The organism is Burkholderia sp. USMB20, assembly GCF_000949135.2.
Lineage (GTDB): Bacteria > Pseudomonadota > Gammaproteobacteria > Burkholderiales > Burkholderiaceae > Burkholderia.
In genome coordinates this window covers 189,354-215,010 of the sequence record NZ_JTAN02000005.1, presented here as the reverse complement: position 1 = coordinate 215,010, position 25,657 = coordinate 189,354, and the positions used below count along the sequence as shown (strand labels likewise).

Annotated in this window: 21 protein-coding genes and 1 pseudogene; 13 read left to right on the top strand and 9 right to left on the bottom strand. The window is 67.3% G+C overall.

Translation table 11 applies throughout. The features are described from left to right. The first annotated feature begins 460 nt into the window (after positions 1-460). Positions 461-1,738, top strand: coding sequence for a haloacid dehalogenase-like hydrolase (locus PL79_RS08805; protein ID WP_044846880.1), 1,278 nt, complete (start codon positions 461-463; stop codon positions 1,736-1,738). Between the two features lie 224 nt (positions 1,739-1,962). Here the strand turns inward: PL79_RS08805 and PL79_RS08800 are convergent, their stop codons facing one another. The 3 genes and pseudogenes from PL79_RS08800 to PL79_RS08790 form a co-directional block, all read right to left on the bottom strand. After that, positions 1,963-2,736: a slipin family protein gene (locus tag PL79_RS08800; protein WP_044846881.1), complete on the bottom strand. Its 774-nt coding sequence runs from the start codon at positions 2,734-2,736 to the stop codon at positions 1,963-1,965. Beyond that, a pseudogene (locus PL79_RS08795) lies at positions 2,733-4,277 on the bottom strand (NfeD family protein). The gene PL79_RS08800 and the pseudogene PL79_RS08795 overlap by 4 nt, the downstream one beginning before the upstream one ends. 127 nt (positions 4,278-4,404) lie before the next feature. Then, a complete protein-coding gene (locus PL79_RS08790; RefSeq protein WP_044846883.1) occupies positions 4,405-5,439 on the bottom strand; it encodes an AraC family transcriptional regulator in 1,035 nt (344 codons plus the stop codon). A 137-nt stretch (positions 5,440-5,576) separates the two neighbouring features. Between PL79_RS08790 and PL79_RS08785 the strand changes: the two genes are divergently transcribed. The 6 genes from PL79_RS08785 to PL79_RS08760 all read left to right on the top strand — a co-directional run bounded on the left by PL79_RS08785 (position 5,577) and on the right by PL79_RS08760 (position 13,207). Continuing rightward, on the top strand, positions 5,577-6,710 hold the full coding sequence (locus PL79_RS08785) for an acyl-CoA dehydrogenase family protein (protein ID WP_044846910.1): 1,134 nt from the start codon (positions 5,577-5,579) through the stop codon (positions 6,708-6,710). Positions 6,711-7,010: 300 nt separating this feature from the next. Continuing rightward, positions 7,011-8,717: an AMP-binding protein gene (locus PL79_RS08780; protein ID WP_044846884.1), complete on the top strand. Its 1,707-nt coding sequence runs from the start codon at positions 7,011-7,013 to the stop codon at positions 8,715-8,717. A 115-nt stretch (positions 8,718-8,832) separates the two neighbouring features. Beyond that, positions 8,833-10,362: a CoA-acylating methylmalonate-semialdehyde dehydrogenase gene (locus tag PL79_RS08775; protein WP_044846885.1), complete on the top strand. Its 1,530-nt coding sequence runs from the start codon at positions 8,833-8,835 to the stop codon at positions 10,360-10,362. Between the two features lie 18 nt (positions 10,363-10,380). After that, on the top strand, positions 10,381-11,283 hold the full coding sequence (gene mmsB / locus PL79_RS08770; RefSeq protein ID WP_044846886.1) for a 3-hydroxyisobutyrate dehydrogenase: 903 nt from the start codon (positions 10,381-10,383) through the stop codon (positions 11,281-11,283). After that, the gene (locus tag PL79_RS08765) at positions 11,280-12,071 is read left to right on the top strand and encodes an enoyl-CoA hydratase (protein ID WP_044846887.1); all 792 of its coding nucleotides are present in this window, start codon (positions 11,280-11,282) and stop codon (positions 12,069-12,071) included. The genes mmsB and PL79_RS08765 overlap by 4 nt, the downstream gene beginning before the upstream one ends. After that, the gene (locus tag PL79_RS08760) at positions 12,068-13,207 is read left to right on the top strand and encodes an enoyl-CoA hydratase/isomerase family protein (protein ID WP_044846888.1); all 1,140 of its coding nucleotides are present in this window, start codon (positions 12,068-12,070) and stop codon (positions 13,205-13,207) included. The genes PL79_RS08765 and PL79_RS08760 overlap by 4 nt, the downstream gene beginning before the upstream one ends. A gap of 42 nt (positions 13,208-13,249) precedes the next feature. Here the strand turns inward: PL79_RS08760 and PL79_RS08755 are convergent, their stop codons facing one another. Further along, a complete protein-coding gene (locus tag PL79_RS08755) occupies positions 13,250-14,185 on the bottom strand; it encodes a LysR family transcriptional regulator (protein WP_044846889.1) in 936 nt (311 codons plus the stop codon). Between the two features lie 189 nt (positions 14,186-14,374). Between PL79_RS08755 and PL79_RS08750 the strand changes: the two genes are divergently transcribed. Next, a complete protein-coding gene (locus PL79_RS08750) occupies positions 14,375-15,913 on the top strand; it encodes an MFS transporter (protein ID WP_044846890.1) in 1,539 nt (512 codons plus the stop codon). 176 nt (positions 15,914-16,089) lie between these two features. On the opposite strand, the gene PL79_RS08745 is transcribed toward PL79_RS08750, so the two are convergent. Together PL79_RS08745 and PL79_RS08740 are read right to left on the bottom strand one after the other, a co-directional pair. Then, positions 16,090-16,671 (bottom strand): HD domain-containing protein, encoded by a 582-nt coding sequence (locus PL79_RS08745; protein WP_044846891.1) that lies wholly within the window; start codon positions 16,669-16,671, stop codon positions 16,090-16,092. A 108-nt stretch (positions 16,672-16,779) separates the two neighbouring features. Then, positions 16,780-17,337 carry a helix-turn-helix domain-containing protein gene (locus tag PL79_RS08740; protein WP_044846911.1) on the bottom strand — a complete coding sequence of 186 codons (558 nt, stop codon included), beginning with the start codon at positions 17,335-17,337 and terminating at the stop codon, positions 16,780-16,782. A gap of 545 nt (positions 17,338-17,882) precedes the next feature. Here PL79_RS08740 and PL79_RS08735 point away from each other — a divergent pair. Both PL79_RS08735 and PL79_RS08730 read left to right on the top strand, forming a co-directional pair. After that, positions 17,883-19,286, top strand: a complete 1,404-nt coding sequence (locus PL79_RS08735) for an HdeD family acid-resistance protein (RefSeq protein ID WP_044846892.1) — start codon at positions 17,883-17,885, stop codon at positions 19,284-19,286. Between the two features lie 409 nt (positions 19,287-19,695). After that, positions 19,696-20,427 (top strand): ribonuclease T2, encoded by a 732-nt coding sequence (locus tag PL79_RS08730; RefSeq protein ID WP_044846893.1) that lies wholly within the window; start codon positions 19,696-19,698, stop codon positions 20,425-20,427. Positions 20,428-20,506: 79 nt separating this feature from the next. On the opposite strand, the gene PL79_RS08725 is transcribed toward PL79_RS08730, so the two are convergent. Then, complete coding sequence (locus tag PL79_RS08725; protein WP_044846894.1) at positions 20,507-21,142, bottom strand: isochorismatase family cysteine hydrolase; 636 nt, start codon at positions 21,140-21,142, stop codon at positions 20,507-20,509. A gap of 260 nt (positions 21,143-21,402) precedes the next feature. Between PL79_RS08725 and PL79_RS08720 the strand changes: the two genes are divergently transcribed. Together PL79_RS08720 and PL79_RS08715 are read left to right on the top strand one after the other, a co-directional pair. Beyond that, positions 21,403-22,029 carry a class I SAM-dependent methyltransferase gene (locus tag PL79_RS08720; RefSeq protein ID WP_193759823.1) on the top strand — a complete coding sequence of 209 codons (627 nt, stop codon included), beginning with the start codon at positions 21,403-21,405 and terminating at the stop codon, positions 22,027-22,029. A 270-nt stretch (positions 22,030-22,299) separates the two neighbouring features. Then, positions 22,300-22,683 carry a hypothetical protein gene (locus tag PL79_RS08715; RefSeq protein ID WP_044846896.1) on the top strand — a complete coding sequence of 128 codons (384 nt, stop codon included), beginning with the start codon at positions 22,300-22,302 and terminating at the stop codon, positions 22,681-22,683. Positions 22,684-22,760: 77 nt separating this feature from the next. On the opposite strand, the gene PL79_RS08710 is transcribed toward PL79_RS08715, so the two are convergent. Next, positions 22,761-23,510, bottom strand: coding sequence for a PGN_0703 family putative restriction endonuclease (locus PL79_RS08710; RefSeq protein WP_044846897.1), 750 nt, complete (start codon positions 23,508-23,510; stop codon positions 22,761-22,763). A gap of 376 nt (positions 23,511-23,886) precedes the next feature. Here PL79_RS08710 and PL79_RS08705 point away from each other — a divergent pair, with 376 nt between their 5' ends. Further along, positions 23,887-24,447 (top strand): hypothetical protein, encoded by a 561-nt coding sequence (locus PL79_RS08705; RefSeq protein ID WP_044846898.1) that lies wholly within the window; start codon positions 23,887-23,889, stop codon positions 24,445-24,447. A 224-nt stretch (positions 24,448-24,671) separates the two neighbouring features. Here the strand turns inward: PL79_RS08705 and PL79_RS08700 are convergent, their stop codons facing one another. Further along, positions 24,672-25,577 carry a LysR family transcriptional regulator gene (locus tag PL79_RS08700; protein ID WP_044846899.1) on the bottom strand — a complete coding sequence of 302 codons (906 nt, stop codon included), beginning with the start codon at positions 25,575-25,577 and terminating at the stop codon, positions 24,672-24,674. Positions 25,578-25,657: the final 80 nt, after the last annotated feature.

Here is a 25,657-nt window from a genome sequence, read left to right as displayed (position 1 = left end):
CGCGACGCGGGTCCGGTGCAAGGCTGGGGCGCTGATCAGGAATGCATCCGCCGGTGATCCGGAGGCGGGTTATTCAGTCAGCATTTAATGTGTCATTGGTCGATGTAAGGATCATAGCGGGTTCGACGTGGCGCGGAGGTGAGGATTTCTCCTAATGAAGGCCGAAATGGAGGGGAAGCTCTAGGTTTGCGGCGGTCGGGGCGGACGGCCGTCGGGCGCACGCATCCCGAGCGGGGCAGCCGGCCGGGGAGCGCCACGCGAGGCCGCGGCGCGGGCCTGGCATGTCGCGCTGGATCAACTCCCTGTCGTGTCGCGGCGCGACGCTGTCAAATTGCCGAAATAATTTCGTCACATCATTCGCCCCCGATTCGAAGCCTTCGCGGCTTCGCGGGGCCGGTGTGCCGCGCGTCGCGCGGGGGCAGCGACCGAAGCCGATTCGACCTTCCTACGGAGACAGACCATGCAACGCCGCAAGTTCATGAACACCCTGGCCGCGGCGACCGCTGCGACGCCGCTGATGCTCAAGGCCGGCATGGCCGGCGCGAAGAGCGCGACCGCGCCGGACGCGCTGGACCCGGGCCGCTGGTCGCCGTTCAACGCCGCGCGCCTGCAGGCGGTACTCGACCAGCACGGCGTCGCGAGCGCGCGCTACGACGGGAAGCGCCGCCCGTATGCGGTGTTCGACTGGGACAACACGTGCATCATGAACGACTGCGAAGAAGCGTTGCTGATGTACCAGATCAACCATCTGCAGTACAAGCTGACGCCGGACGAGTTCGTCGGCGTGATGTGGAAGGACGTGCCGAAGGGCGCGTTCATGAAGGACTACACGACCGTCGACGGCAAGCCGGTGACGATGGAGGATCTCGCCGCCGACGTCGAGTCCGACTACCGCTGGCTCTACGCGAACTACAAGGGTTTCGGCGGCGACAAGAGCCTCGACGAGATTCGCGAGACCGACCAGTTCAAGGATTTTCGCGCGAAGCTGTACTTCATGTACGACGCGATCTGCGATACGCATCCGCTCGAAGTCGGCTACAAGTGGATCATCTATTTCTACAAGAACATGACGACCGCCGAGCTGCAGGCGATGGCGGAAGCGTCGAACAACTACGGGATCGGCGACGCGCTGCGCAAGGTCCGCTACGAAAGCCCGAAGGCGCTGCCGGGCAAGGCCGGCGTGGTGGCCGACACGCATTTCCACGGCATCCGCATTCACGAGGAAATCCGCGCGGTGATGCATACGCTGCGTGCGAACGGCATCGACGTGTACGTGAGTACCGCGTCGCTCGACGATGTCGTGCGCGTATTCGCCGGCAATCCGAACTATGGCTACGGCGTGCCGCCCGAGAACGTGATCGGCCTGCGTCTCGACATGCAGGACGGCAAGTACACGAGCACCTATCCGGCCGGCTGGCATTTCAACTGGGGGCCCGGCAAGACGGTGGGCATCCGCAACGTCCTCGCGTCGAAGAAGGGCTACGGCCCGCTGCTGGTGTTCGGCGACAGCGACGGCGACGCGTGGATGCTGCGCGACTTCAAGGACACCGCGGCCGGCGTGATCGTCAACCGGATGAAGAAGGGCGAGATTGGCGCGGACAGCAAGCTCGCGGCCGAGCAGATCGGCAAGCCGGACGCGCGCTTCCTGCTGCAGGGCCGCGACGAGCACACGGGGCTGATGATCCCGGACGAGAAGTCGATCAAGTACGGCAAGACCGACCGCAAGCTGCTGGCCTGACGCGGGCCGGGCGACGGGCGGCGGGCATCCGGCATCCGGCACCCGGCACCCGGCATCGGGCATCGGGCATCGGGCATCGGGCATCGGGCATCGGGCATCGGGCATCCGGCTTCCGGCATCCGGCATCCGGCTTCCGGCTTCCGGCCGCGGCGGCCCCGCGCCCGAGCGTCGCCCGTCGGCATCGGCCGCGGCCGCGGCGTCGCTCGGGCCGGCGCCCGCCCGTCTCACTGCTCGCGCGGCGGCCTCAATCGCTCCAGCAACGCCCCCAGCAGATCCACCGGCAGCGGAAACACGATCGTCGAATTCTTGTCCGCCGCGATCGTCGTCAGCGTCTGCAGGTAGCGCAGCTGCATCGCCTGCGGCTGCAGCGCGAGCCGCTGCGCGGCCTGCAGCAGCTTCTCCGACGCCTGCAGTTCGCCTTCCGCATGGATCACCTTCGCGCGCCGCTCGCGTTCGGCCTCGGCCTGCCGCGCGATCGCGCGGATCATCGTCTCGTTCAGGTCGACGTGCTTGATCTCGACCGTCGACACCTTGATGCCCCACGCATCGGTCTGCGCGTCGAGCGTTTTCTGGATGTCGGCATTCAACTGCTCGCGTTCGGCGAGCAACGCGTCGAGTTCGTGCTTGCCGAGCACCGCGCGCAGCGTCGTCTGCGCGAGCTGGCTCGTCGCCTCGAAGAAGCGCGCGACCTGGATCACGGCCTTCTCCGGATCGACGACGCGGAAATACACGACCGCATTGACCTTCACCGACACGTTGTCGCGCGTGATCACGTCCTGCGCGGGCACGTCGAACACGACGGTGCGCAGGTCGATCCGCACGACCTGCTGGACGATCGGGATGATCAGCACGAGCCCCGGCCCCTTCACCTTCCAGAACCGGCCGAGCATGAAGACGACGCCGCGCTCGTACTCGCGGAAGATGCGGATCGACGATGCGACGAGCACCACGACGAAGACGATCAGGACGCTGCTGAAGCCAAACGTGTAGCCCATCATGACGGTGCTCCCTGGTGTTGTTGTTCGTGTGCCGGCACGTCGTATAGCGGCGCGACGGTGAGCGTCAGCCCGTGGCGGCCGGTCACGCGCACGCGGCAACGGCGGCCAGCGGCGTGCTGCTCGCGACGCGCCAGCGCTCGCCGTGCACGCGCGCCCAGCCCGCCGCCGACGTGCGGCGCCGGCCGCGCCCGCGGCTGGTCGGCGTGCAGGCCGTCGTCGAGCACTTCGCCGATGCTGCCGACCATCGCCTCGGCGCCGTCACCACGGCCGCCGCGCGCGCGCAGCGGCGACGCTCGACACGACGCGACGAGCAGCCGCGCCGGCCGCGAGGCCCACGATCACCGGCACGGAATGCCGTAGCCGGGCACGTCGGTGTCGATCAGCATCAGCGCGCCGATCGTGAAGGCGACGATCCCGCCGAAACCGAGCACGCCGAAGGTCGGCAGGAACGCCTCCGCGACGAGGCAGCCGAGCCCGAGCAGCACGAGTCCGAGGCCCGCATAGCTGACCGGCAGCAACTGCATCGCGAACAGCCCGATCAGCAGGCAGATGGTGCCGGCGACGCCCGGCAGCACGAAGCCGGGATTCGCGAACTCGAAGAACAGCCCGTAGATGCCGATCGTCAGCAGGATCAGCGCGACGTTCGGATCGGTGATGATCGACAGGAAGCGGCTGCGCCAGTCGGGCGCCAGCACGACGAGCGGTGCGTGCGCGGTCGCGAGGTGCAGCGTGCCGGCGGTCGTCGTCACGGTGCGGCCGTCGAGCTGGCGCGCGAGGTCGGCCGGGTCCTGCGCGACCAGGTCGACGACATGTTGCGCGCGCGCCTCCGTTGCCGACAGGCTCAACGCCTCGCGCACCGCGCGCTCGGCCCACTCGGCATTGCGTCCGCGCAACTGCGCGAGGCCGCGGATGTACGCGGCGGCATCCTGGGTCGCCTTGCGGATCTCGGTCGACTGCGTGTCGTTCGGCAACTCGGCTGGCGTCGCGGATGCGCCGGACGCGCCGGCCGGCGACGGCTTCGTCGCCCCAGGCGCTCCCGGCGCGCCGCCGCCGATGCCGAACTGCACCGGCGATGCCGCGCCGAGATTGGTGCCGGGCGCCATCGCGGCAATGTGGCTCGCGTAGACGATATAGGTACCGGCGCTCGCGGCCCGTGCGCCACCCGGCGCGACGAACGCGGCGACCGGCACCGGCGAGCCGAGGATCGCCTTGATGATCAGCCGCATCGACGTGTCGAGCCCGCCGGGCGTATCGAGCTGCAGGATCGCGAGCGGCGCGTGCTCGTGCGCCGCGCGCTCGAGCGAGCGGACGATGAAGTCGGCGCTGGCCGGCCCGATCGCGCCGTTGACCGGGATCACGACGACCGGCGGCGCGGTGGCGGGTGCGGTGGCGGGCTGGGTGGCGGGAGGCGGCGCGGCAACCGCCGCGCACACGACGAGCAGCGCCGCGAACAGCGCGGCGCGCGCGACCCGCGCGGACAGCGGGTGACGGGGGCGGCCGCCGGGCGATGCAGGCGCCGGCGGCGGCCCATGACGGTGAATGTGCATCGGGGCGTCCGGGCGGCGCGCGGCCGCACGCCGTCCGGCTCGCGGAAAGGGCGTTGGCCCGATATTTGAAGATTAGGCGGTTTCGGCGGAAAGCGCGAAGGCGGTGCCGCCGACCGCGCACTCAGCCGGCGGCGCCGCCCCGCGCGAGCGCTTCTTCCCGGTACTCGGCCGGGCTGCGCCCGCTCCATTTGCGAAACGCGCGGTAGAACGCGCTCGGTTCCGCGAAACCGGCGGCGGCGGCAACGTCGGCGATGGTCCGCGCCGGATCGGCCAGCGCCTCGAACGCGAGGTCGCGCCGCAGCGTGTCCTTGATCGACTGGTACGCGTGGCCTTCCTGGTGCAGCTTGCGGCGCAGCGTCGCTTCGGCCACATGCAGCCGCGCGGCCATCCCGCCGGCGCCGGGCCACGCGGCGGGCGGCATCCCGCGCAGCACCGTGCGCACGCGCTGCGCGAGCGCGTTCGGGTTGCGGTACTTGACGATGAAGCTGGCCGGCGCGTTGCGCAGGAAGGTCTTCAGCGTCTTCGCGTTCTGCACGACCGGCAGCGTCGCGAATTCGGGATCGAAATCGACATACGAATCGGGCTGGTTGAACCGCATGTCGTCGCACAGCATCGACGGGTATTCGTGGTCGGCCGGCGGCGTGTCGCAGCGGAAGCTCGCGTGCAGCACCGGGATGCGTCGCCCGATCAGCCAGCAGGTGAGCCCGTACACGATGATGAAATAGGTCGCGTACGTAAACATCGCGGGCGCCGCGGCGCTGTTGCGGTGCACGAAGCGCAGCCGCACGCGCTGCGGGTTCGCGTCGAGCTCCGCGTGCAGGTCGTCGAGCACGCAGTGCATGAAATTCACCGCGCGCGCCATCGCGTGCAGTCCGTCCTGCGCGGACAGCGCGGCCTGGCTCATCGCGATGAAGCTGCCGCTACGCATCGGGTGGCGATCCTGCCCGAAAAACTCGTCGTCGAGCGCGCGCGCAATCGCGTTCCACAGCGCGCCGTATTGCTGCGCCGACACCCGCGCGCGCGGCTGCACGAGCAGCGCGGGCGCGATGCCGGCCTGCGCGAGCAGCGGCTCGGCCGCGACGCCGCGCCGGGTGGCGAGCGCGACGCTATAGGCGACGAGGCTGATCGCGACGGTTCCCTTCTCTTCCTGCTTCATCGAAGCCGCCGGTATGGCAAAAACGCTCAGTGTAAATGAGCGGCGCGAGCATCGAACAGTCGCGCGCGCTTGCCTACACTTGTTGCATCGAAACGAAAGGTCGGTCGCGGCACGCGGCCGCGGGAGACAGCAGCGCCATGGACGAGCTTTACACCGAAGACCAGCGGATGATCCGCGACGCCGCGCGCGCTTTTGCCACCGAGGTGCTGGCACCGAACGCCGCGCAGTGGGACCACGACGCGCACTTGCCCGACGCCGTCGTCGCGCAGCTCGGCGAACTCGGCCTGCTCGGGATGATCGTGCCGCAGGAGCTGGGCGGCGCGTATACGGATTACGTCGCCTATGCGCTGGCGATGGAAGAAATCGCGGCGGGCGACGCCGCCTGCGCGACGATGATGAGCGTGCACAACTCGGTCGGCTGCGGGCCGATCCTCGGCTTCGGCACGCCCGCGCAGAAGGATCGCTGGCTGGCCGAGATGGCGGCGGGCCGCATCATCGGCGCGTTCTGCCTGACCGAGCCGCAGGCCGGCTCGGAGGCGCACAACCTGCGCACGCGGGCGGAGCTGCGCGACGGCAAGTGGGTGCTGAACGGCGCGAAGCAGTTCGTGACCAATGGCCAGCGCGCCGGCGTCGCGATCGTTTTTGCCATGACCGACCCGGAAGCCGGCAAGCGCGGCATTTCCGCGTTCCTGGTGCCGACCGACACGCCGGGCTTCATCGTCGGCAAGCCGGAGAAGAAGATGGGCATCCGCGCATCCGACACATGCCCGATCACGTTCGAGAACTGTGCGATTCCGGAAGAGAACCTGCTCGGCAATCGCGGCGAAGGGCTGAAGATCGCGCTGTCGAACCTGGAAGGCGGGCGCATCGGCATCGCCGCGCAGGCGCTCGGCATCGCGCGCGCCGCATTCGACAAGGCGCGCCGCTATGCGGGCGAGCGCGTGCAGTTCGGCAAGCCGCTCGCCGAGCACCAGGCGATCCAGCAGAAGCTCGCCGACATGGCCACCCAGATCAATGCGGCGCGCCTGCTCGTGCATCACGCGGCGAAGCTGCGCACGGCCGGGCTGCCGTGCCTGTCGGAAGCATCGCAGGCGAAGCTGTTCGCGTCCGAGATGGCCGAGCGCGTGTGTTCGGACGCGATCCAGATTCACGGCGGCTATGGCTACCTCGTCGATTACGAAGTCGAGCGTCACTATCGCGACGCGCGCATCACGCAGATTTACGAAGGCACCAGCGAAGTGCAGCGGATGGTGATCGCGCGACAGCTTTGAGTCGCGACGCGCGCGCCATCGGCAACCACGCAAACAACCAGAAATACAGGCAGGCAAACAGGCAGGGCACGAGGGCAGCGCGGCAAACGCGGCACGCAACGACGTGACCGTGCGCCGCGTGATACGGAACCGGGCATTCGCTGCAGCGCGTGCCCGGTTGACCGCTGGGCATGGAGACTCGCCAAGGCATGGGACGTGAGTAAGCGCTAAAGCGCTAACTCACGTCGACCGCGCGAGGCATGGGACGTGAGTAAGCGCTAAAGCGCTAACTCACGTCGACAGGAGACAGGAGACGACACGATGACGGTACAGGCATTCCTGGACGCACGCGACTTTCTGCTGCGCCATCGCACGGACTACGAAACCGCTTACCGCGATTTCGAATGGCCGGTGCTCGATGCGTTCAACTGGGCGCTCGACTACTTCGACCCGATGGCGCGCGGCAACGACAAGCCCGCGCTGTGGATCGTCGATGCGGCGACCGGTACGGGCGACCCGTATTCGTTCGCGCAGATGTCCGAGCGCTCGTCGCGGATCGCGAACTGGCTGCACGGCATCGGCGTCGTGCGCGGCGACCGGATCCTGCTGATGCTGCCGAACCGTGTCGAACTGTGGGACGCGATGCTCGCCGCGATGAAGCTCGGCGCGATCGTGCTGCCCGCGACCACGCAGCTGTCGTCCGACGATGTGCGCGATCGCGTGCAGATCGGCGGCGCGAAATACGCGATCGTCGACGAGAACGAAACCGCGAAGTTCGAACAGGCCGATCTCGGCCTTAAGCAGAAGATCGTCGCCGGCGCGCCGCGCGCGGGCTGGCTCGCGATGAACGACGGCTATGCGGCGAGCGCCGCGTTCGAGCCGGACGCCGTCACGCACGCGAGCGATCCGATGCTGCTGTACTTCACGTCGGGCACGACGTCGAAGCCGAAGCTCGTCGAGCATACGCATCGCACCTATCCGGTCGGGCACCTGTCGACGATGTACTGGGTCGGCCTGCAGCCGGGCGACATCCACTGGAACATCAGCTCGCCGGGCTGGGCGAAGCATGCATGGAGCTGCTTCTTCGCGCCGTGGAATGCGCAGGCGTGCGTGTTCGCGTTCAACTACGCGCGCTTCGAGCCGAAGGTCGTGCTCGATGCGCTCGTCAAATACCAGGTGACCACGCTGTGCGCGCCGCCGACCGTGTGGCGCATGCTCGTGCAGCAGCCGCTCGCGTCGTTCGACGTGAAGCTGCGCGAGATCGTCGGCGCGGGCGAGCCGCTGAATCCCGAGATCATCGAGCGCGTGAAGAAGGCGTGGGGCATCACGATTCGCGACGGCTACGGCCAGACCGAAACCACCTGCCTGATCGGCAACACGCCGGGCCAGCCGGTCGTCGCGGGCTCGATGGGGCGGCCGCTGCCCGGCTACCGGATCGCGCTGCTCGACCCGGACGGCGCGCCGGTGACCGAAGGCGAGGTCGCGCTGCCGATCGGCGCCGGCGTGACGCGCCCGGTCGGCCTGATGACCGGCTATGCGAACAATCCCGACGCGACGGCCCACGCGATGCGCGACGGCCATTACCGCACGTCGGACATCGCGATGCGCGGCGACGACGGCTACTACGTGTACATCGGCCGCGCGGACGACGTGTTCAAGTCGTCCGACTACCGGCTGAGCCCGTTCGAACTGGAAAGCGTGCTGATCGAGCATCCGGCGATCGCGGAAGCGGCCGTCGTGCCGAGCCCGGACCCGCTGCGGCTGTCGGTGCCGAAGACTTTCATCACGCTGCGCCAGGGCTACGAGGAAAGTCCCGCGCTCGCGCTGGAGATCTTCCGCTTCTCGCGCGAGAAGCTCGCGCCGTACAAGCGCATTCGCCGCCTGCAGTTCGCGGAGCTGCCGAAGACGATCTCGGGGAAGATCCGCCGCGTCGAGCTGCGCCGCCGCGAGATCGAGCGCGGCGACGATGCGAGCACGCGGATGCCCGGCGAATACTGGGAAGAAGATTTCGCCGCCGAACTGAAATGACCGGCCGCGGGCCGCGCGCGCCGCGCTTTTGCCGTGCGTCGCCGGCCACCATACTGAACCGAACCGGCCGCGCGTGGCATCACGCCACGCGGCCCACTGCAAGGAGAGTGCACTGATGAACGCGAATCCGACGCCCCGCACGGGGCAAGACGTGCCGACGGTCAAGCTGCTGATCGACGGCGCCTTCGTCGAGTCCACCACGAGCGAGTGGCGCGACATCGTCAACCCGGCGACGCAGCAGGTCCTCGCGCGCGTGCCGTTCGCGACCGTCGCCGAAGTCGACGCGGCCGTGCAGGCCGCGCACGCCGCGTTTGCGACGTGGAAGAACACGCCGATCGCCGCGCGCATGCGCATCATGCTGAAGTTCCAGGATCTGGTGCGCGCGAACCTGCAGCGCATCGCGAAGACGCTGACGGCCGAGCAGGGCAAGACGCTGCCCGATGCCGAAGGCGACATCTTCCGCGGCCTCGAAGTGGTCGAGCATGCGTGCTCGATCGGCACGCTGCAACTCGGCGAATTCGCGGAGAACGTCGCGGGCGGCGTCGACACCTACACGCTGCGCCAGCCGCTCGGCGTGTGCGCGGGCATCACGCCGTTCAACTTCCCCGCGATGATTCCGCTGTGGATGTTCCCGATGGCGATCGTATGCGGCAACACGTTCGTGCTGAAGCCGTCCGAGCAAGACCCGATGTCGACGATGCAGCTCGTCGAACTCGCGATCGAGGCCGGCGTGCCGAAGGGCGTGCTGAACGTCGTGCAAGGCGGCAAGGAAGTCGTCGACGCGATCTGCACGCATCCGCTCGTGAAGGCGATCTCGTTCGTCGGCTCGACGGCCGTCGGCACGCACGTGTACAACCTCGGCAGCCAGCACGGCAAGCGCGTGCAGTCGATGATGGGCGCGAAGAACCACGCGGTGGTGCTGCCCGATGCGAATCGCGAGCAGACCCTCAACGCGCTGGTCGGCGCGGGCTTCGGCGCGGCCGGGCAGCGCTGCATGGCGACGTCGGTCGCGGTGCTGGTCGGCGAGGCGCGCGACTGGCTGCCCGATCTCGTCGCGAAGGCGAAGCTGCTGAAGGTGAACGCGGGCGCGGAAGCCGGCACCGACGTCGGCCCGGTCGTGTCGCGCGGAGCGAAGGCGCGCATCCTGTCGCTGATCGAAGCGGGCGTGAAGGAAGGCGCGAAGCTCGAGCTCGACGGCCGCGACGTGAAGGTGGCCGGTTACGAGGACGGCAATTTCGTCGGCCCGACGATCTTCTCCGGCGTAAAGACCGACATGTCGATCTACACGCACGAGATCTTCGGTCCGGTGCTGGTCGTGCTCGAAGCCGACACGCTCGACGAAGCGATCGCGCTCGTCAACGCGAACCCGATGGGCAACGGCGTGGGCATCTTCACGCAGAGCGGCGCGGCGGCACGCAAGTTCCAGAGCGAGATCGACGTCGGCCAGGTCGGCATCAACATCCCGATCCCGGTGCCGGTGCCGTTCTTCAGCTTCACCGGTTCGCGCGGCTCGAAGCTCGGCGATCTCGGCCCGTACGGCAAGCAGGTCGTGCAGTTCTACACGCAGACCAAGACGGTCACCGCGCGCTGGTTCGACGACGACACGACGGCCGGCCCGGTGAACACGACGATCCGGCTGCATTGAGCCGCGGAGGATACGAACATGAAGATCGGTTTTATCGGACTGGGTCATATGGGTGCGCCGATGGCGCTGAACCTGTTGAAGGCCGGCCATGAAGTGCATGCGTTCGACCTGAGCGCCGACGCATTGCGCGCGCTGCAGGACGCCGGCGCGCAGGTCGCCGCATCGCCGCGCGACGCGGCGTCGGGTGCGGCCTTCGTGATCACGATGCTACCAGCCGCGCCGCACGTGCGCTCGGTGCTCGCCGGCGAGAACGGCGTGCTGGCCGGCCTCGGCGCCGGCGCGACCGTGATCGATTCGAGCACGATCGACCCGGCGAGCGCACAGGCGTTCGGCGCGCTCGTGCGCGAGCACGGCGGCGCGTTCGTCGACGCGCCGGTGTCGGGCGGCACCGGTGGTGCCGCGGCCGGCACGCTGACCTTCATGGTCGGCGGCAGCGATGCGGATTTCGAGCGCGTGAAGCCGGTGCTCGCCGGGATGGGCAAGAACATCGTCCACTGCGGGCCGACGGGGATGGGGCAGGTCGCGAAGGTCTGCAACAACCTCGTGCTCGGCATCTCGATGGCGGCCGTGTCGGAGGCGATGTCGCTCGGCGTCGCGCTCGGCATCGACCCGAAGGTGCTGGCCGGCATCGTCAACACGTCGACGGGCCGCTGCTGGAGCTCGGACACCTACAACCCGTATCCGGGCGTGATCGACACCGCGCCGTCGTCGCGCGGCTACAGCGGCGGCTTCGGCACCGACCTGATGCTGAAGGATCTCGGCCTCGCGAACGACGCCGCGAAGCAGGCGCGCCAGCCCGTCTATCTCGGTGCGCTCGCGCAGCAGCTGTACCAGACAATGAGCAGCCGCGGCGACGGGCAGCTCGATTTCTCGGCGGTGATCCGCCTGTACCAACCGGCCACCAAGAAGGACGCCTCATGATCGAACTGGACTACGTCGACGACGGCGCGATCGCGTGCGCGACGCTCAAGCGTCCGCCCGCGAACGCCTTCACCGCTGACGGGCTGCAGCAGCTGCAGGCCACCGTCGCCGAATTGAATGCGAACCCGCGCGTGCGCGCGCTGGTGATCACCGGCGACGGCCCGAAGTTCTTCAGCGCGGGCGCGGACCTGAACACGTTCGCCGACGGCGATCGCGCGGTCGCGCGCGCGATGGCCGCACGTTTCGGCGCGGCATTCGAGGCGCTGCACGACGCGCGCGTCGTGACGATCGCGGCGATCAACGGCTATGCGATGGGCGGCGGCCTCGAATGCGCGCTCGCGTGCGACCTGCGGATCGCCGAGACGCACGCGCAGATGGCGCTGCCCGAGCCGTCGGTCGGCCTGCTGCCGTGCGGGCTCGGCACGCAGACGCTGCCCTGGCTCGTCGGTGAAGGCTGGGCGAAGAAGATCATCCTGGCCGGCACGCGCGTCGACGCGGCGACGGCCCTCAGGATCGGCCTCGTCGAGGACGTGGTCGAAAGCGGCGCGGCCCGCGATGCGGCGCTGGCGCTCGCGCGCAACGTCGCGCGACAGAGCCCGCATGCGGTCGCCTACAGCAAGGAGCTGATCGGCCTCGCGCGCCGCGGCGTGCCGCGCGGCGCGGCGCTCGCGGTCGAGCGCGAGCGCTTCGTCGACCTGTTCGACACGAACGATCCGCGCGAGGGCGTGGCCGCGTTTCTCGGCAAGCGCGCGCCGCAATGGCACACCGACGGGGAGCCGCAACGATGAGCACGCCGGTGACGACTCATGACAGCTTCGCGCAACCCGCGCCGGAGGTGCTGTTTCGCGTGGTGAACCGCGTGGCGCTCATTACGCTGAACCGGCCGGCCGCGCTCAATGCGTTGTCCTATTCGATGATCGGCGAGCTGGCCGCGCTGCTCGAACGTTGCCGCACCGACGACCAGATCGTCGCGGTCGTGCTGCGCGGTGCGGGCGAGAAGGGCTTCTGCGCGGGCGGCGACGTGCGAGCGCTCTTCCGAATGGTCGCGCAGCGCGAGACCTGGCTGCCGTTCTTCGTCGACGAATACCGGCTCGACTACGCGATCCACACGTTCCCGAAGCCGGTGGTCGCGCTGATGGACGGCGTGACGATGGGCGGCGGAATGGGGCTCGCGCAAGGCGCGGCGCTGCGCGTCGCGACCGAGCGCAGCAAGATCGCGATGCCCGAGACGCGCATCGGCCTCGTGCCCGATGTCGGCGCGACGCATTTCCTGTCGCGCATGCCGGTCGAGCTCGAGCTGTACGTGGGGCTGACGGGCGCGATGCTGTCGGGCGCCGACGCGCTGAGCGCGAAGCTCGCGGATCTGTGCGTGCCGTCGGCGTGGCTCGATACGTTCGAGACGCGCATCGACAGCATCAAATGGGACGGCGACGTGCTGCCGGCGCTGCGCAAGGTGTTCGAGCCGCCGTGCAACGTCGTGCCGCATGCGGCGCTCGATACGCAGATGGCGTGGATCGTCCGTCACTTCGACAAGCGCTCGACCGTCGAGCGGATCGTCGCGACGCTCACGCAGGAGCTCGCGCGCGACGAGCTGTCGCGCGAGCACCGTCAATGGCTGCAGGCGACGCTCGATGCACTCGCCGGCCATTCGCCGACGATGCTGTGCGTGACGCGCGAAGCGCTGCTGCGCGGCCGCCAGATGACGCTCGCCGAATCGTTCCGGATGGAGCTCGGCATCGTCGCGCGCGCGATCGAGGAGGGCGACTTCTGCGAAGGCGTGCGCGCGCATCTCGTCGACAAGGATCGCAAGCCGCGCTGGGCGCCGGCGTCGCTCGTCGAGCTGCGCGCCGAGCGCGTGCGGCATTTCCTGACGTCGCCGTGGAAACTGTTCGCCCATCCGCTCGCCGATCTCGGCGCGGCGTGAGCGCCACGTGACGGCCCGGCGCGCCCGTGCGGCGCGTCGGTTTCAACCGGTTTTCTTGAGGCTCGCGGGCTCCGGCCGCTCGATCATCGGCGGCACTGCCTGCACGAGCGCGTCGATCACGCAGCGCGTCTTGCGCGGCAGGTAGCGCGTTTTCGGCCAGATCGCGTGAATGTCGCCTTCGCATACGAAGCAGCGATCGAGCACGACGACCATCTCGCCGCGCTTCACGTAATGATCGAGCAGCCAGCTCGGCAGCCACGCGATCCCGAACCCCGATGCGCCGGCCGCCGCGATCGCCTGCACGTCGTCGAAGCTGAGCTGGTGCGGCATGTCGATGCGCACCGTCGAGCCGTCCGGCGCGCGCAGGTCCCACGGCTGCGCGACGCCCGAGCGTGAGTACGCGATCGTCCGGTGGTTCCTCAGATCGTCGAGCGATTGCGGCATCCCGTAGCGCGCGAGATACGACGGCGCGGCGCCGAGGCTCCCGTATTGCGTGCCGAGCCGCCGCACCGCGAGGCTCGTGCTGTCCGCGAGCGAACCGATCCGCACCGCGAGGTCGATGCCTTCCTCGACCAGGTCGACGAAGCGGTCGGTGATCGACACGTCGATCCGCAGGTGCGGATAGGTGCGCGCGAGATCGAGCACGATCGGCGTCACGCAGTGATGCCCGAACGCGAGCGGCACGCTCAGCCGCAGCTTGCCGCGCGCTTCGTTGCGGCCGCAATCGAGATCGGCTTCGGCCGCTTCCAGCTCCGCCAGCGCGCGCACGCAGCGGTCGTAGTACGCCTGGCCGTCGTCGGTCAGGCTCTGGCTGCGCGTCGTGCGCTGCAGCAGTCGCGCGCCGAGCCGCTTCTCGAGCCGCGCGATCGCCTTGCCGACCGCCGAGCGCGTCATGTCGAGCCGTTCCGCGGCGAGCGCGAAGCTGCCGGATTCCACGACCTGGACGAAGGTCGTTACGCCGTCGAGTTTGTCGGTCATGGCGGGGGGGTGCTGAGGTTGCCCTGATTGCGTCCTGCGATTCCCTAGTCCGGGGAAATGGACGCATCAATGGGGAGGGAAATTCTCACTATAGTACCGATTCCCGCCCAGCGTGCGTTGCCGGCCGCACGCGGCGCATCCTTCTCACCTGGAGGCGCACGGCCTGTCGAGGGCCGTCGCGCAATACGCATGACCCTATCCGACTCCCGCAGGAATGCGGTCGCGCTGGCGGCCGTCTGTCTCACGTCGCTGATGTTCGGCCTCGAGATCTCGAGCGTGCCGGTGATCCTGCCGACGCTCGAACGCGTGCTGCACGGCGACTTCAACGGCATGCAGTGGATCATGAACGCGTACACGATCGCATGCACGACGGTGCTGATGGCGGCCGGCACGCTTGCCGACCGGTTCGGCCGCAAGCGCGTGTACGTGATCGGCACCGTGCTGTTCGGCGCGACGTCGCTGCTGTGCGGGCTCGCACCGAACGTGCCGGTGCTGGTCGCGGGCCGGCTGCTGCAGGGCGCGAGCGGCGGCGCGATGCTGATCTGCCAGATCGCGGTGCTGTCGCATCAGTTCCGCGAGGGGCGCGAGCGCGGCCGCGCGTTCGGGATCTGGGGCATCGTGTTCGGGATCGGCCTCGGCTTCGGGCCGATCGTCGGCGGCGCGATCGTCGCGGCGGCAAGCTGGCCGTGGGTGTTTCTCGTCCATGCGCCGCTCGCGGCCGTCGCGCTCGTGCTGATCGGCGGCGCGGTGCAGGAGTCGCGCGATCCGCATGCGGGCACGCTCGACGTCGCGGGCATCGTCACGCTGTCGCTCGGGGTGCTCGGTCTCGCGTTCTACATTACCCAGAGCGCGGAATTGGGGCTCACGAGTGCGGCCGGCCTCGGCGTGCTCGGCGCGACCGTGCTCGCGCTGGCCGGCTTCTTCGTCGCGGAGCGCACGAGCGCGCGGCCGATGTTCGACTTCTCCGTGTTCCGGATTCGCGCGTTCACCGGCGCGATCTTCGGCTCGATGGGGATGAACTTCAGCTTCTGGCCGTTCATGATCTTCCTGCCGATCTGGTTCCAGGTCGCGCTCGGCTACGACAGCGTGACGGCCGGCTTCGCGCTGCTCGCGTACACGCTGCCGACGCTGGTCGCGCCGCCGTTCGGCGAGCGGCTCGCGCTGCGCTACGGGCCCGGCGTCGTGATTCCGGGCGGCCTGTTCACGATCGCGGCCGGCTTCGCGCTGATGCGGATCGGCAGCGGCGTCGAGCACGCGAGCTGGCTCACGATGCTGCCCGGCTGCGTGATCGCCGGCATCGGGCTCGGGCTCACCAACACGCCGGTCACGAACACGACGACGGGCGCGGTGCCGAGTTCGCGGGCCGGGATGGCGTCGGGCATCGACATGAGCGCGCGGATGATCTCGCTCGCGCTGAACATCGCGACGATGGGCTTCGTGCTGGTCGCGGGGATCGTCGCGAGCCTGAAGGCCGGCGTCGCGGGAGCGGTCGATGCGGAGGCGCTGCGCGCGCTGGCGCAGCAGATCGCGTCGGGCCGCACCGACGGGCTGCAGGCGATCGCGCCGGCGCTCGCCAGGGCCGACCCGAACGGTGCGGCGCTGCACGCGGCGCTCGTGCACGGCTTCGGCTGGGTGATGGTGTACGGCGCGGCCGGCGTGGCCGTGCTCGCGACGGCAAGCGCGGTGGCGTTCGCGCCGGCGCGGCGGGGGGTGACGGTGTGTGAATGACGCGAGCGCCGCGCGTCGGGTGACGCGTCGTTGCCGTGACGCGGCAACGAGCGCCATCATCGGCCGGTCGCGTTCCTCGCCGAGCGCGGGCATCGCGCCGATTCCCGTCCGTGCAGGTGCGTGCGCATCTTGTGCGATTGCCGCACGCGGTGTGGTGCGCGGCTGGTTCCGCGCGCTTACGCGCCGTCGCCGCGTGTGTCGATCCTGCGTTGCGTGTCCGCGTCGACGATCGCACGGATCGCGTTGAACAGCGGTGCCGCGTCGGTGTAGCGCCGGCCGTAGCCGAGATTGAACGCGTAGTCGAAGTCCGGCGGATTGCTGCCCTGGTTGTGCTGCAGGATCGTCTCGAGCTTGTCGAGTGCCTTCGCGGCGCGCGCTTCCGGTGATGTCGCCGCCTCGTATTCGTCCCACAGTGCGACGATCTCGTCGCGCAGCGCGCGATCGAGCCCGGCCGTCAGCGTGAGCAGGTCGTCGCGTTCGTGCGTGCTCTTGTCCGGATGCGCGGCCTGCTCGATCGCGGGGATGTCGCCGTGCAGCGCTTCGCCGAGATCGTGGACGACGCACAGTTTCAGCAGCTTCGTCGTGTCGACGTCGGGCAGCGCGTCGGCGAACACGAGCGCCATCAGGCACAGCCGCCAGCTGTGCTCGGCCGTGCTTTCGGCGCGCCCGCTCGACGTGTGGCCGCTGCGCAGCACGTCTTTCAGGCGTTCGGCTTCGCGCAGGAAATCGAGCCGCGCGTGGATCGTGTCGAGGTTCATGGCCGGTGGGAATGCTTGAATCGTGCCGTCAAGCGTACGCCGTGCGGCCGCGCTGCGTCCACGCATGAAATATGCGCGCCGCGCTCGCCCCCGCGACCGCCGCGTGTGCTACAGCGTTTCGACGAGGCGCGCGGCGGAGCCGTCCGACAGCGTCATCCGCGTCCATCGGCAGGTGCTGCCGCGGATCGGCACGACGCGCGACGCATTGGCGCCGGTCGCGAATTCGACGCTCGGCGGCCCCGCATGATCGTGCCAGCCGAGCGGGTCGAGCGCGGCTTCCATGCGGACAATCTCCGGCGACGCATAGCGCCACAGCGACGTGCCGAGCAGCGTCGGCAGCGGCCGCGAGAACTCGGCCGCGCGCGACGGCGAGCACGCGAGCAGACGGTGCGTGAGGTCGCACACGAGATGCATGCGCGCCGCGCTGCTCGCGATCAGCCGCGCGAGCGCGTGGTCGCCGGCCGAATCGAGCCGCGCGGCAAGCAGCCGCTCGGCCGTCGCGCGCTCGTCCGGCGACATCTGCTGGATGCCGGCTTCCCAGCGCGAGATCGTCGATTGGGCGACGCCGAACAATTCGGCAGCATGGCTCTGCTTCACGCGATGCAGCGTGCGCCAACGCTTGAGTTGCGGGCCGAGCGGCGGGGTGTGAAGCGGTGAGGCGGGCATGTTCGTATTCCGTTCGGGATGCGGGCCGCGCAGGCGCCGCGTTGCGCAATGGATGAATGGGGCCGTCATTTCCGGGATGCCTGGATTACGACGAACCCGATCGGAACGCGCGTCGTCCGCCAAGGGTGGGTGAGCCGTCGGCGGTGATCGGTGTGCGCTGCATCGTGAGATCCAGACCTGCGATCGCCATCGTGACATGCCGAGCTTAGATCGTGTACGGCTGGTCGAGCAACGGTGCGGCCATCCCGGACGGTACGTCGAAACCCTCGGCGGAATAGCAGCCGCAACTCCGCCAATCGCGCCGTCTCTATCGACACGCCGGGCGTCCGGCTCCGCCGGCAATGTTTTCGCCAGGCTTTCAACCGGCTCCGCCATATCTTATTATTCGGCGAAAGCGGAGCGCGCCGGCCGTCATTGGACATGTCGATGCATGACGCGCCGGTCAGCATTGCCACGGTCCGACTTCCGCATCGCACGATGCACGATCGGCACGACCGGAGGCGCGTGATCTGCGCGTATCCCGAAAAAATCAATACGAGGGCGCCATGGTACGACTGGTGTTGCTGCTGCTGGGCATCGAATATCTGCGAACGCGCTGGCGTGGACTGACCGTGCTGGGCTGGCTGTGGGTCGTCGCGGGCGTCGGCATCTTCGTCGATGCACTCGACGGCGCGCTGCATTTTCCGATCGAACTGTTCGCGTGGCTGTTCCTGATCGAGGGGCTCGCGACGCTCGCGGTGGCCGGCAGCGGCGTCGGCGGGCAGCGCATCCTGCGCTACGTGAAGGGCATCGCGGTCGTGGTGGCCGCCGCGCTCGTGTTCGCGGGCCATCATCACGGACACTTCCTGCTGTCGATGATCTTCGGCACGCTGTTTCTCGTAGACGGGCTGCTGCAGTGCACGTCCGCGTGGATGGTGCGTTACCGGCGCTGGCACGTCGCATTCGCGTGGGGCGTCGTCGAGATCCTGCTCGCGATCTTCTTCTACCAGCCGTATCCGACTCATTATGTGGGCACCGTGCCGTACTGCCTCGGCCTGCTGCTGATGTTCGGCGGGATGCACATGCTGAGCCTTGCCGCGCGCGTGCGGCGGCTGACGCGCAACCCTGCGTTCGTCACGTCGCCGGCGCCGGCGATCGTCCCCGACATCGACACGGCTGCCGACCTCCCGCGCTTCACGCAGTCCGAATGGGACGGTCCGCCGGCCGACCACGAGCACGCGCTGACCGTGCACGTGTGGACGCCGACCGGCACGTCGAAGGCCGAGGCGCAGCGCTATCCGGTGATCGACCGCTACATCGCGGCGGTGGACGTCAACGGCGTGATCTCCACCGGCCATGCGGCGCTGGAGTCGCCCGAGGGCATCTACATCAGCCTGTATCCGGCCGTCGAGATCAATCGTTCTCCCGATGAATTCACGCGGATCCTGCGCGCGACGCGCGAGAACGACGTGCCCGGGCTGTTCCAGCCCGACTATGCGACCGAGTCGAAGGCGTGGTGTCCGTCGACCGTGCGCGTGCGGATCCGCAATTACGATCCGGCGAAGCTGGCCGCGTTCTGGTCGTCGTATCGGCAGACGGTCACGTACAACCTCACGCACCGCAACTGTTCGAGCACCGTGTCGAACGCGCTCGAAGCGGCGCTCGACGGCGCGGTGTGGCGGCTCAAGGGCGCGCGGGCCGGGTGGGGCGCGTTCGTGCGGCTGCTGCTCACGCCCGAGCTGTGGGTCGCCGCGCAGATCCGCAAGCGCGCGGTGACGATGGCCTGGACGCCCGGGCTCACGCTCGACTATGCGCGCGCGCTCAGCATGCTCGCCGATCCGCGTCCGTTCGCGTGGTGGAAGGTCGCGCGCTCGGCCGTGCAGGCGATCATCGCGTCGCGCCGCGCGTGGCGCGAGCAGGACAGCGCGGCGCTGTCGTCCGGCGGATCGGAAGCCGCGTCGGTGAAATGATCGCGTGGCGCCGGACGAGGGCCTGCGCGTGAGCATCGGCGTGTGGCAGATTCTCGCGCTCGAAGGCCCGGATTCGGCCGTGCGTGCATGCAGCTTGGCAGCGAGCCGTGAGCAGGGGCATGCTGTCCGCGAGTTCGATGCTTTGCCCGTTCCGATCGCGACGCGATAGGGCCTGCCCGGCCGGCAGGCCGTCAACGTGGGGATGCTCCGTTGCAGGGTGGGCCGGCGTCTCCGGCGGAGAAGGGCGCGTATTGGTACCGGTGCCGGCGCTGACAAGGGTGGCGTTCGACTACGAATTTCTTCGTCCACCTTCATATTGATGCCACGTTGCGCGAGCAACAATCGCGGGCAGACATTCGACAACCTTGCGGCGCATCTCGCGACCGCAAGCCTTTTCCGAGGAAACGCCATGCTCAAGACGCTCGCTCGCGCCGCGGCCGCAATCGCGGTTGCATCCGCCTCGCTGCACGCCGTCGCGCAGACCAGCTACGACTACCTGCTGCTCGCCGCTTCGTGGGAACCCGGCTTCTGCGCGTCGCACGACACGCCGGAGTGTACGAGCCTCGCCGGCACGTATGCGGCGACGAGCCTGTCGCAGCATGGTCTCTGGCCGAACCGGTACGACGGCAACCAGCCGTTCTACTGCGGCGTGCCGCAGAGCGACGTCGATCTCGACAACGCGCACCAGTGGTGCAGCATGGATGCGTATCCGGTCAGCACAGCGACTCGCAATACGCTGTCGACCTACATGCCGGGCGTGGCGTCGTGCCTCGACAAGCACGAATGGTTCAAGCACGGCACCTGCTCGAACTCGGCGTCGCCGGATGCATACTGGAACCAGGCGGCGGGCATGATCAGCCGGCTCGGCAACACGTCGTTCAACGCGTTCCTGCAGGCGAACGCAGGCAAGACGGTGACGCGCAACCAGCTGCTGTCCGCGTTCGAAGGCGCGTTCGGCAGCAATACGCGCAGCGCGGTGTCGCTGAAGTGCACGAAGACCAATGGCGTCAGCTATTTCACGGAAGCGTGGATCGCGGTCAAGACGAACGCGACCACGCAGTTTCCGAGCACGGCGTCGCTCGTGACAGACGGGAATACGCAGGGGACGTGCCCGACGTCGGGCGTGTATATCGCGAAGTAACGCGCGAAGTTGCGCACGGCGTGATGCGCGAGGCGCCGGCCGGAAGCGTTCCGGCCGGCGTGGCGTGGATATCGTGCGCCTAAGCGAGCAGCCGCAGCGCGTCCGCGAGCGACAGCACCGTCGTGCGCGTCTCGAACGCCGTCGCGAACAGATGCTCGTGCACGACTTCATCCGGGTCGTAGCAGCAGTCCTTCACCGTATACAGCCGGAAATCCGCGTCGCTGGCGTGTGCGACCGACGACAGCACGACGCCGGTCGACGCGATCCCGACCAGGATCAGCGTATCGATACCGCGCGCGATGAGCCGCGCCTGCAGGTCGGTGCGGAAGAACACGCTCGCGCGATGCGCGATAGTCAGCGGCTCGCTGTCTAGCCGGCCGAGCTCCGGGCACGGGCCGTCGTCGACGAACAGCCCGAGTTGCTTGATCCCTTGCCCGTTCTTGTTGCGCGGACTGACTTCCGGATAGCCGGGGCTGAAGCGGAGATTCGCGAAGCAGACGTGGACACCGCTCGCCCGGGCTGCATCGCACAGCTTGCGCGTGTTGGCGAGCAGGGTGGGGGCGACTGACGGAAAGAGGCCGAGGATGTCGGTCTGGTAGTGCATCACGATGAGCGCGGTTTGTGCCGGAACGATCGAGGGTATCGGCGCGTGCGTGCCGCCTTCCGCACCTGCATGGCGAGTCGTTGCGAGATCTGAAGCGTGTTCCGGTTGCATGACTGATGCTCTCCCATGAGTCACTTCGGTGTTTTCAGAAAATCGACCGCTCCGTATACGTCGTCGACCATTCCGGCGCGAGCGTGTTGGAACTCCGGCAATATAAACCGACATTTCATCTAGGTGCAGACCGGCCGAGCCGGCGAGTGCGGTGCCGCCCTGGACGACCGGGTTCGGTCAGCTCTGGACATCGGGTCGGCGATACTGAAATGCCGGCAATCTGGCAAACTTCGCGAAACACCGACATTTGGAGAACGGTGGTGTCCATCAATGTACGCGGCACGGAAGGCTACGCGGAGCATGCACATTCGCTCATCGAGCGATGGCAAGACATCTCGTTCGAGAAACATCATCAGCCCATCCTGCATCTCGTTCCCGTGCTCCCGTCTTGCATTCTCGATGTCGGAGCCGGTATCGGAACCGATGCGGCTGCATTCGCGGCGATGGGGCATTCGGTCGTAGCCGTCGAACCGGTGGATGCGCTGCGCGTTGCGGGAATCAGGCAGCATTCGTCTCCGCGGATCGAATGGCTGGACGATAGCCTGCCGGATCTCGCGATCTTGCGTACGAGGCGAAAAGCATTTGACTTCGTGATGCTGTCGGCCGTCTGGATGCACCTTGACGAAGACGAGCGCCGTCGGGCGATGCCGAACGTCAGCGCTCTCCTGTGCGACGGCGCGGTGCTGGTCGTGTCCCTGCGTTACGGACCGGTTCCGGAAGGACGACGGATGTTCGACGTTTCAGCGGAAGAAACCATCCAGCTTGCACGAACTCATGGCTTGCGCAATGTGCTGAATGTGCGGACCGAATCCGTGCAGTGTGGAAATCGGCGTGCGGGTGTGACGTGGAGCCGATTGGCATTCGTCAAAAGCGGCACGCGGGGTTAGATATGTCGCTTGCGGCGATACGCTCGAAACTTGTTCCGCGATTTGCCGCGCCCGGTTGCTTTCTTCACTGTGCTCGCAATGCGGCAAAATGAGTGTCCTGTTGCCGGGCGGCCCCGATGAGTGGCGCACTGGAAGGCGTGCCCCCCGTTCACGGCGCCTTTGCCCCGGTCGACTGGTGGCGCGAGGCGGTGTGTTGCACCGTCCGGATTCGCGGCACCGGCCCGGGTGCGGCCCGTGCGATGATGTGCCATGACCGACATGAGAGATGGAATGACGACTACCTTCGACGAAGCGACAACGGCGGCAATCGCCGCGTTCGCCCAATTGGATTTCTACACGGCTGTGCAAGCGATGCGCGCCGAGGCCGATTACGACCGCGAACTGGACCAGTGGATCTCGCGCTATATCGACGAGCACGGCGGCGGCGCGGACGATGCCGCATACGACGCCCTGCACGCGCAGGCCCAGGCAACCCCGGAATACGCGCAGTTCGTCGATGCGATTCGCCGGGAAATCCTGGAATACTTCGGCGTGACCGACGATCAACTGGACTGGATGGTCGTGCTGCGCAATGACGACAGCGATGAGCTTTGGGCGGAAGTCAACCGGCAGCGCAGCGCGCTGGGAACCGGTGAAGTGCGCGGAGATCTCTGATCATTGCTTGCCGTTGGGAGCGCAGGTCGGACTGGGTGCCCGGCTGGAGGTGATGCAATGCGTTCTTCGTGTTCCCGTCACGGTTCGAACGCTTCGATGATGGCTTGTCCATGCACCGCGATTCGTCCATCAAGCACCGACCAGGTCCCGATCCACTCCCTGTAGCTCGCGGAACGAAACGTCACTGCGTCGCCCGCAACTGCTTCTGCAAAGCTGGCAATTTCGTCCCGGTGCCGGGCGAGGTTGTCCGGGGCGATGACATGGCCGGCTCGCGCCGCCGGTTCGGCGAAAAGATAAAACAATGCGGGTGCGCGGTTGCGCCGGGCGCCTTCGGTCACCAAACCGAACGCGTGCTTGACCAGTTGCGCGGCATCGAGATGAACGTACCTCGCGTCTCCTGAGCGCAATCGGTCGCGCATCCTTTCGTAACCCTTCATATTGGCGCCCCACACCGGACGGTCATAGGCGGCTGACAGGCTGACCGATTTCACGTCCCGGAAAGGCTCGAAACGCTTGCTCTCGATTCCGATGAGGCACCTGGGCGTCTGCACGATGGCGTCGAGCCAGGGATGCCGCCCGCCAGCCCATGGAAATCGCGCGCAGAATTCGATGTCTACCAGTTCCGGAACGCCTGCGTCCTCGAGGCCTTTCAGTGGCGGCAGTTGGCAAGGGCGTTCGATGAACCAGCCAAAGCAATTGACCGCGAGTGCCGCCGAGCTTTCAGGGCTCGAAAACTTGCCGGATTCAATCTCTTTGCCTCCGGCTTTCGCGAGGCGATCAAGCACGTGATCGACGGGAATCCCGGATAGAAATGGTTGGCCGCTCACACGTCCCCCCGCATCGGATCAATGAACATGCCGACCGGCGGAGCCAGCAAGGCGCTCGCGAGTCGGTCCAGCCGGATGTACCGTTCGACGCCCCGCACTCGGTCACTGAGCGGGACGATGAAAGATGTCAACTCGGTTTGCCATGCCGAAACCCGCGGCCCACGTCGTCGACATGTCGGAAGATGCTACATAGGGAGCGAATCGATCGCAATGACCATTGCATCCTGGACGTGGTCGCCGTAGCCGTGGAGGCGCGAATGACACCAACTCGGCTGGAGTCGCGAGAAAAGGCGGCATATATCAGGAAAAAATCGCACGGCGAGAATGATCGTTCGCTATGCTGCCTGTGACAACGCATCTATTCCATCCGATACACATGAGCACAACTGCGCGGACCATTCTCAAAGCCATTCTGAGCATCCCCATTGCCTTTGGGCTCGCCTATCCCCTTATCTATCCCGCTGAAGGCGGAGGCGTTCTCGGCGAAATGGAGATGCTTGGGCCGATCGGTGGCATCGTCGTCATCGCGGTTTTCCTGGCGCTGGTCTATGCCTACGCGAGCGACCTCAGGACCACCCTGAAATCGGTCAACCGAGGATCGCGTGCGGCCGAACCCAACAGTGTCTGGCTCATGTTCCTCTTGCCATACAACTTCATCGAGGACTTCTTCATTATTTCCAACGTCGCGAAGTCCCTGGAAGCGGAGTCTCGTATCAATCCGGCTCTGTCGGGTTTGCGCTCGTTCGGCCGGATCAGCGGCATCGGGTGGTGTCTTGCCCAGGTTCTTTCGCTAATACCCAATACCATTGGCTCCATCGCGGGCGGCGTTGCGGTTTTGCTCTGGGTTTGGCACTGGGTGTTCGTGCGCCGAGCGAACAGGATGCTCGCCGGCAGTCAGGTCTCGGTTGCTACGCTACCTGGACGGACAGGATCGTAGCCCTCACTGGAAGCCGGATCGCGTACCTCTGCACATCCCGAAGCGTAAAACCGACAATGCCAGGGCTGTCTGCGTAGATCGTGCCAAACAGCCCATTGAGTCGCCAGCCGTGATCCCCGGCTCGCCGGTTTTGATGTGCTTCCGCCATCGCGCAGGACGATCACGCGTACGGTCTGGAAGTGCTTGCATCTTGTCACCGGCGTGGCGACTGCTCGCTTTTTGTCCTAGCGATCCCACGGCGGCACTCCACCGAACGCATCGACCAGGAAATCGATCATGACGCGCACTCTGGCGCTCAAGTGTCGGCGGCTCGGGTAGACAGCAAGTATGTCGATCTCGGGTAGACGATACTCAGGCAACACGTGAACGAGTTTGCCTGCACGCAGATCGTCGTTGATCAGGAACGTGGGTTGCCAGATCAGCCCTTGCCCGGCGAGCGCTGCCGAGCGCGCCGTATCGCCGTTATTGGTATGCATATGGCAGTCGACCCTCACAGGATGGGTCTTGCCGTTTCCATCGATCAGTTCCCATTCGTCGCCGGCGGCCGCATATGTGTACCCGATGCAGCGATGCTCGACCAGGTCCGTCAGCGCGGTCGGATGTCCGAAGCGGGCCAGATAGGCCGGCGACGCACACAGAATGTTTTGCGATGTCGCCAGCTTGCGTGCCGCGTGGCTGGTCGAGCCGGCGCGCGAGATGCGAATGGCGAGATCGTAGCCCTCGTCGACGATATCGACGACGCGGTCGATCAGCCCGATGTCGAGTTCGATTCGCGGATATTTCTGCATGAACCCGGGCCATAGCGGCGCCAGATACAGAATGCCGAAGCTCACGGGCGCATTGATGCGCAGTCGTCCACGTGGTTCGACCGACGCGGATGACACAAGCCCCTCCGTCTCCGCAACCTCGTCGAGGATGGACTTGCAGCGGGCGTAGAGGGTCTCGCCGCCCTCCGTCAGGGACAGCGTGCGTGACGTGCGATTCAGGAGGCGCGTGCCGAGATGCGCTTCCAGTTCATGCACGTACCGCGTGACGTTGGCCGGCGACGTGCCGAGCGCTTCCGCCGCGCGCGCGAAGCCGCCACGGCTCACCACCGTCACGAAAACCTCGAAGGCGCGAAGGCGATCCATACCGATCCTCGATCATTCACAAAAACTTAATGATAGGACCATTTTTTATGCCTTTCTGCAATCAAGACTGAAGCCTATAT

Coding starts and splice junctions, on each gene's coding strand:
- PL79_RS08805 (WP_044846880.1), top strand. CDS start 461: ATGCAACGCCGCAAGTTCATGAACACCCTGGCCGCGGCGACCGCTGCG.
- PL79_RS08800 (WP_044846881.1), bottom strand. CDS start 2,736: ATGATGGGCTACACGTTTGGCTTCAGCAGCGTCCTGATCGTCTTCGTC.
- PL79_RS08790 (WP_044846883.1), bottom strand. CDS start 5,439: ATGAAGCAGGAAGAGAAGGGAACCGTCGCGATCAGCCTCGTCGCCTAT.
- PL79_RS08785 (WP_044846910.1), top strand. CDS start 5,577: ATGGACGAGCTTTACACCGAAGACCAGCGGATGATCCGCGACGCCGCG.
- PL79_RS08780 (WP_044846884.1), top strand. CDS start 7,011: ATGACGGTACAGGCATTCCTGGACGCACGCGACTTTCTGCTGCGCCAT.
- PL79_RS08775 (WP_044846885.1), top strand. CDS start 8,833: ATGAACGCGAATCCGACGCCCCGCACGGGGCAAGACGTGCCGACGGTC.
- mmsB (WP_044846886.1), top strand. CDS start 10,381: ATGAAGATCGGTTTTATCGGACTGGGTCATATGGGTGCGCCGATGGCG.
- PL79_RS08765 (WP_044846887.1), top strand. CDS start 11,280: ATGATCGAACTGGACTACGTCGACGACGGCGCGATCGCGTGCGCGACG.
- PL79_RS08760 (WP_044846888.1), top strand. CDS start 12,068: ATGAGCACGCCGGTGACGACTCATGACAGCTTCGCGCAACCCGCGCCG.
- PL79_RS08755 (WP_044846889.1), bottom strand. CDS start 14,185: ATGACCGACAAACTCGACGGCGTAACGACCTTCGTCCAGGTCGTGGAA.
- PL79_RS08750 (WP_044846890.1), top strand. CDS start 14,375: ATGACCCTATCCGACTCCCGCAGGAATGCGGTCGCGCTGGCGGCCGTC.
- PL79_RS08745 (WP_044846891.1), bottom strand. CDS start 16,671: ATGAACCTCGACACGATCCACGCGCGGCTCGATTTCCTGCGCGAAGCC.
- PL79_RS08740 (WP_044846911.1), bottom strand. CDS start 17,337: ATGCCCGCCTCACCGCTTCACACCCCGCCGCTCGGCCCGCAACTCAAG.
- PL79_RS08735 (WP_044846892.1), top strand. CDS start 17,883: ATGGTACGACTGGTGTTGCTGCTGCTGGGCATCGAATATCTGCGAACG.
- PL79_RS08730 (WP_044846893.1), top strand. CDS start 19,696: ATGCTCAAGACGCTCGCTCGCGCCGCGGCCGCAATCGCGGTTGCATCC.
- PL79_RS08725 (WP_044846894.1), bottom strand. CDS start 21,142: ATGCAACCGGAACACGCTTCAGATCTCGCAACGACTCGCCATGCAGGT.
- PL79_RS08715 (WP_044846896.1), top strand. CDS start 22,300: ATGACGACTACCTTCGACGAAGCGACAACGGCGGCAATCGCCGCGTTC.
- PL79_RS08705 (WP_044846898.1), top strand. CDS start 23,887: ATGAGCACAACTGCGCGGACCATTCTCAAAGCCATTCTGAGCATCCCC.
- PL79_RS08700 (WP_044846899.1), bottom strand. CDS start 25,577: ATGGATCGCCTTCGCGCCTTCGAGGTTTTCGTGACGGTGGTGAGCCGT.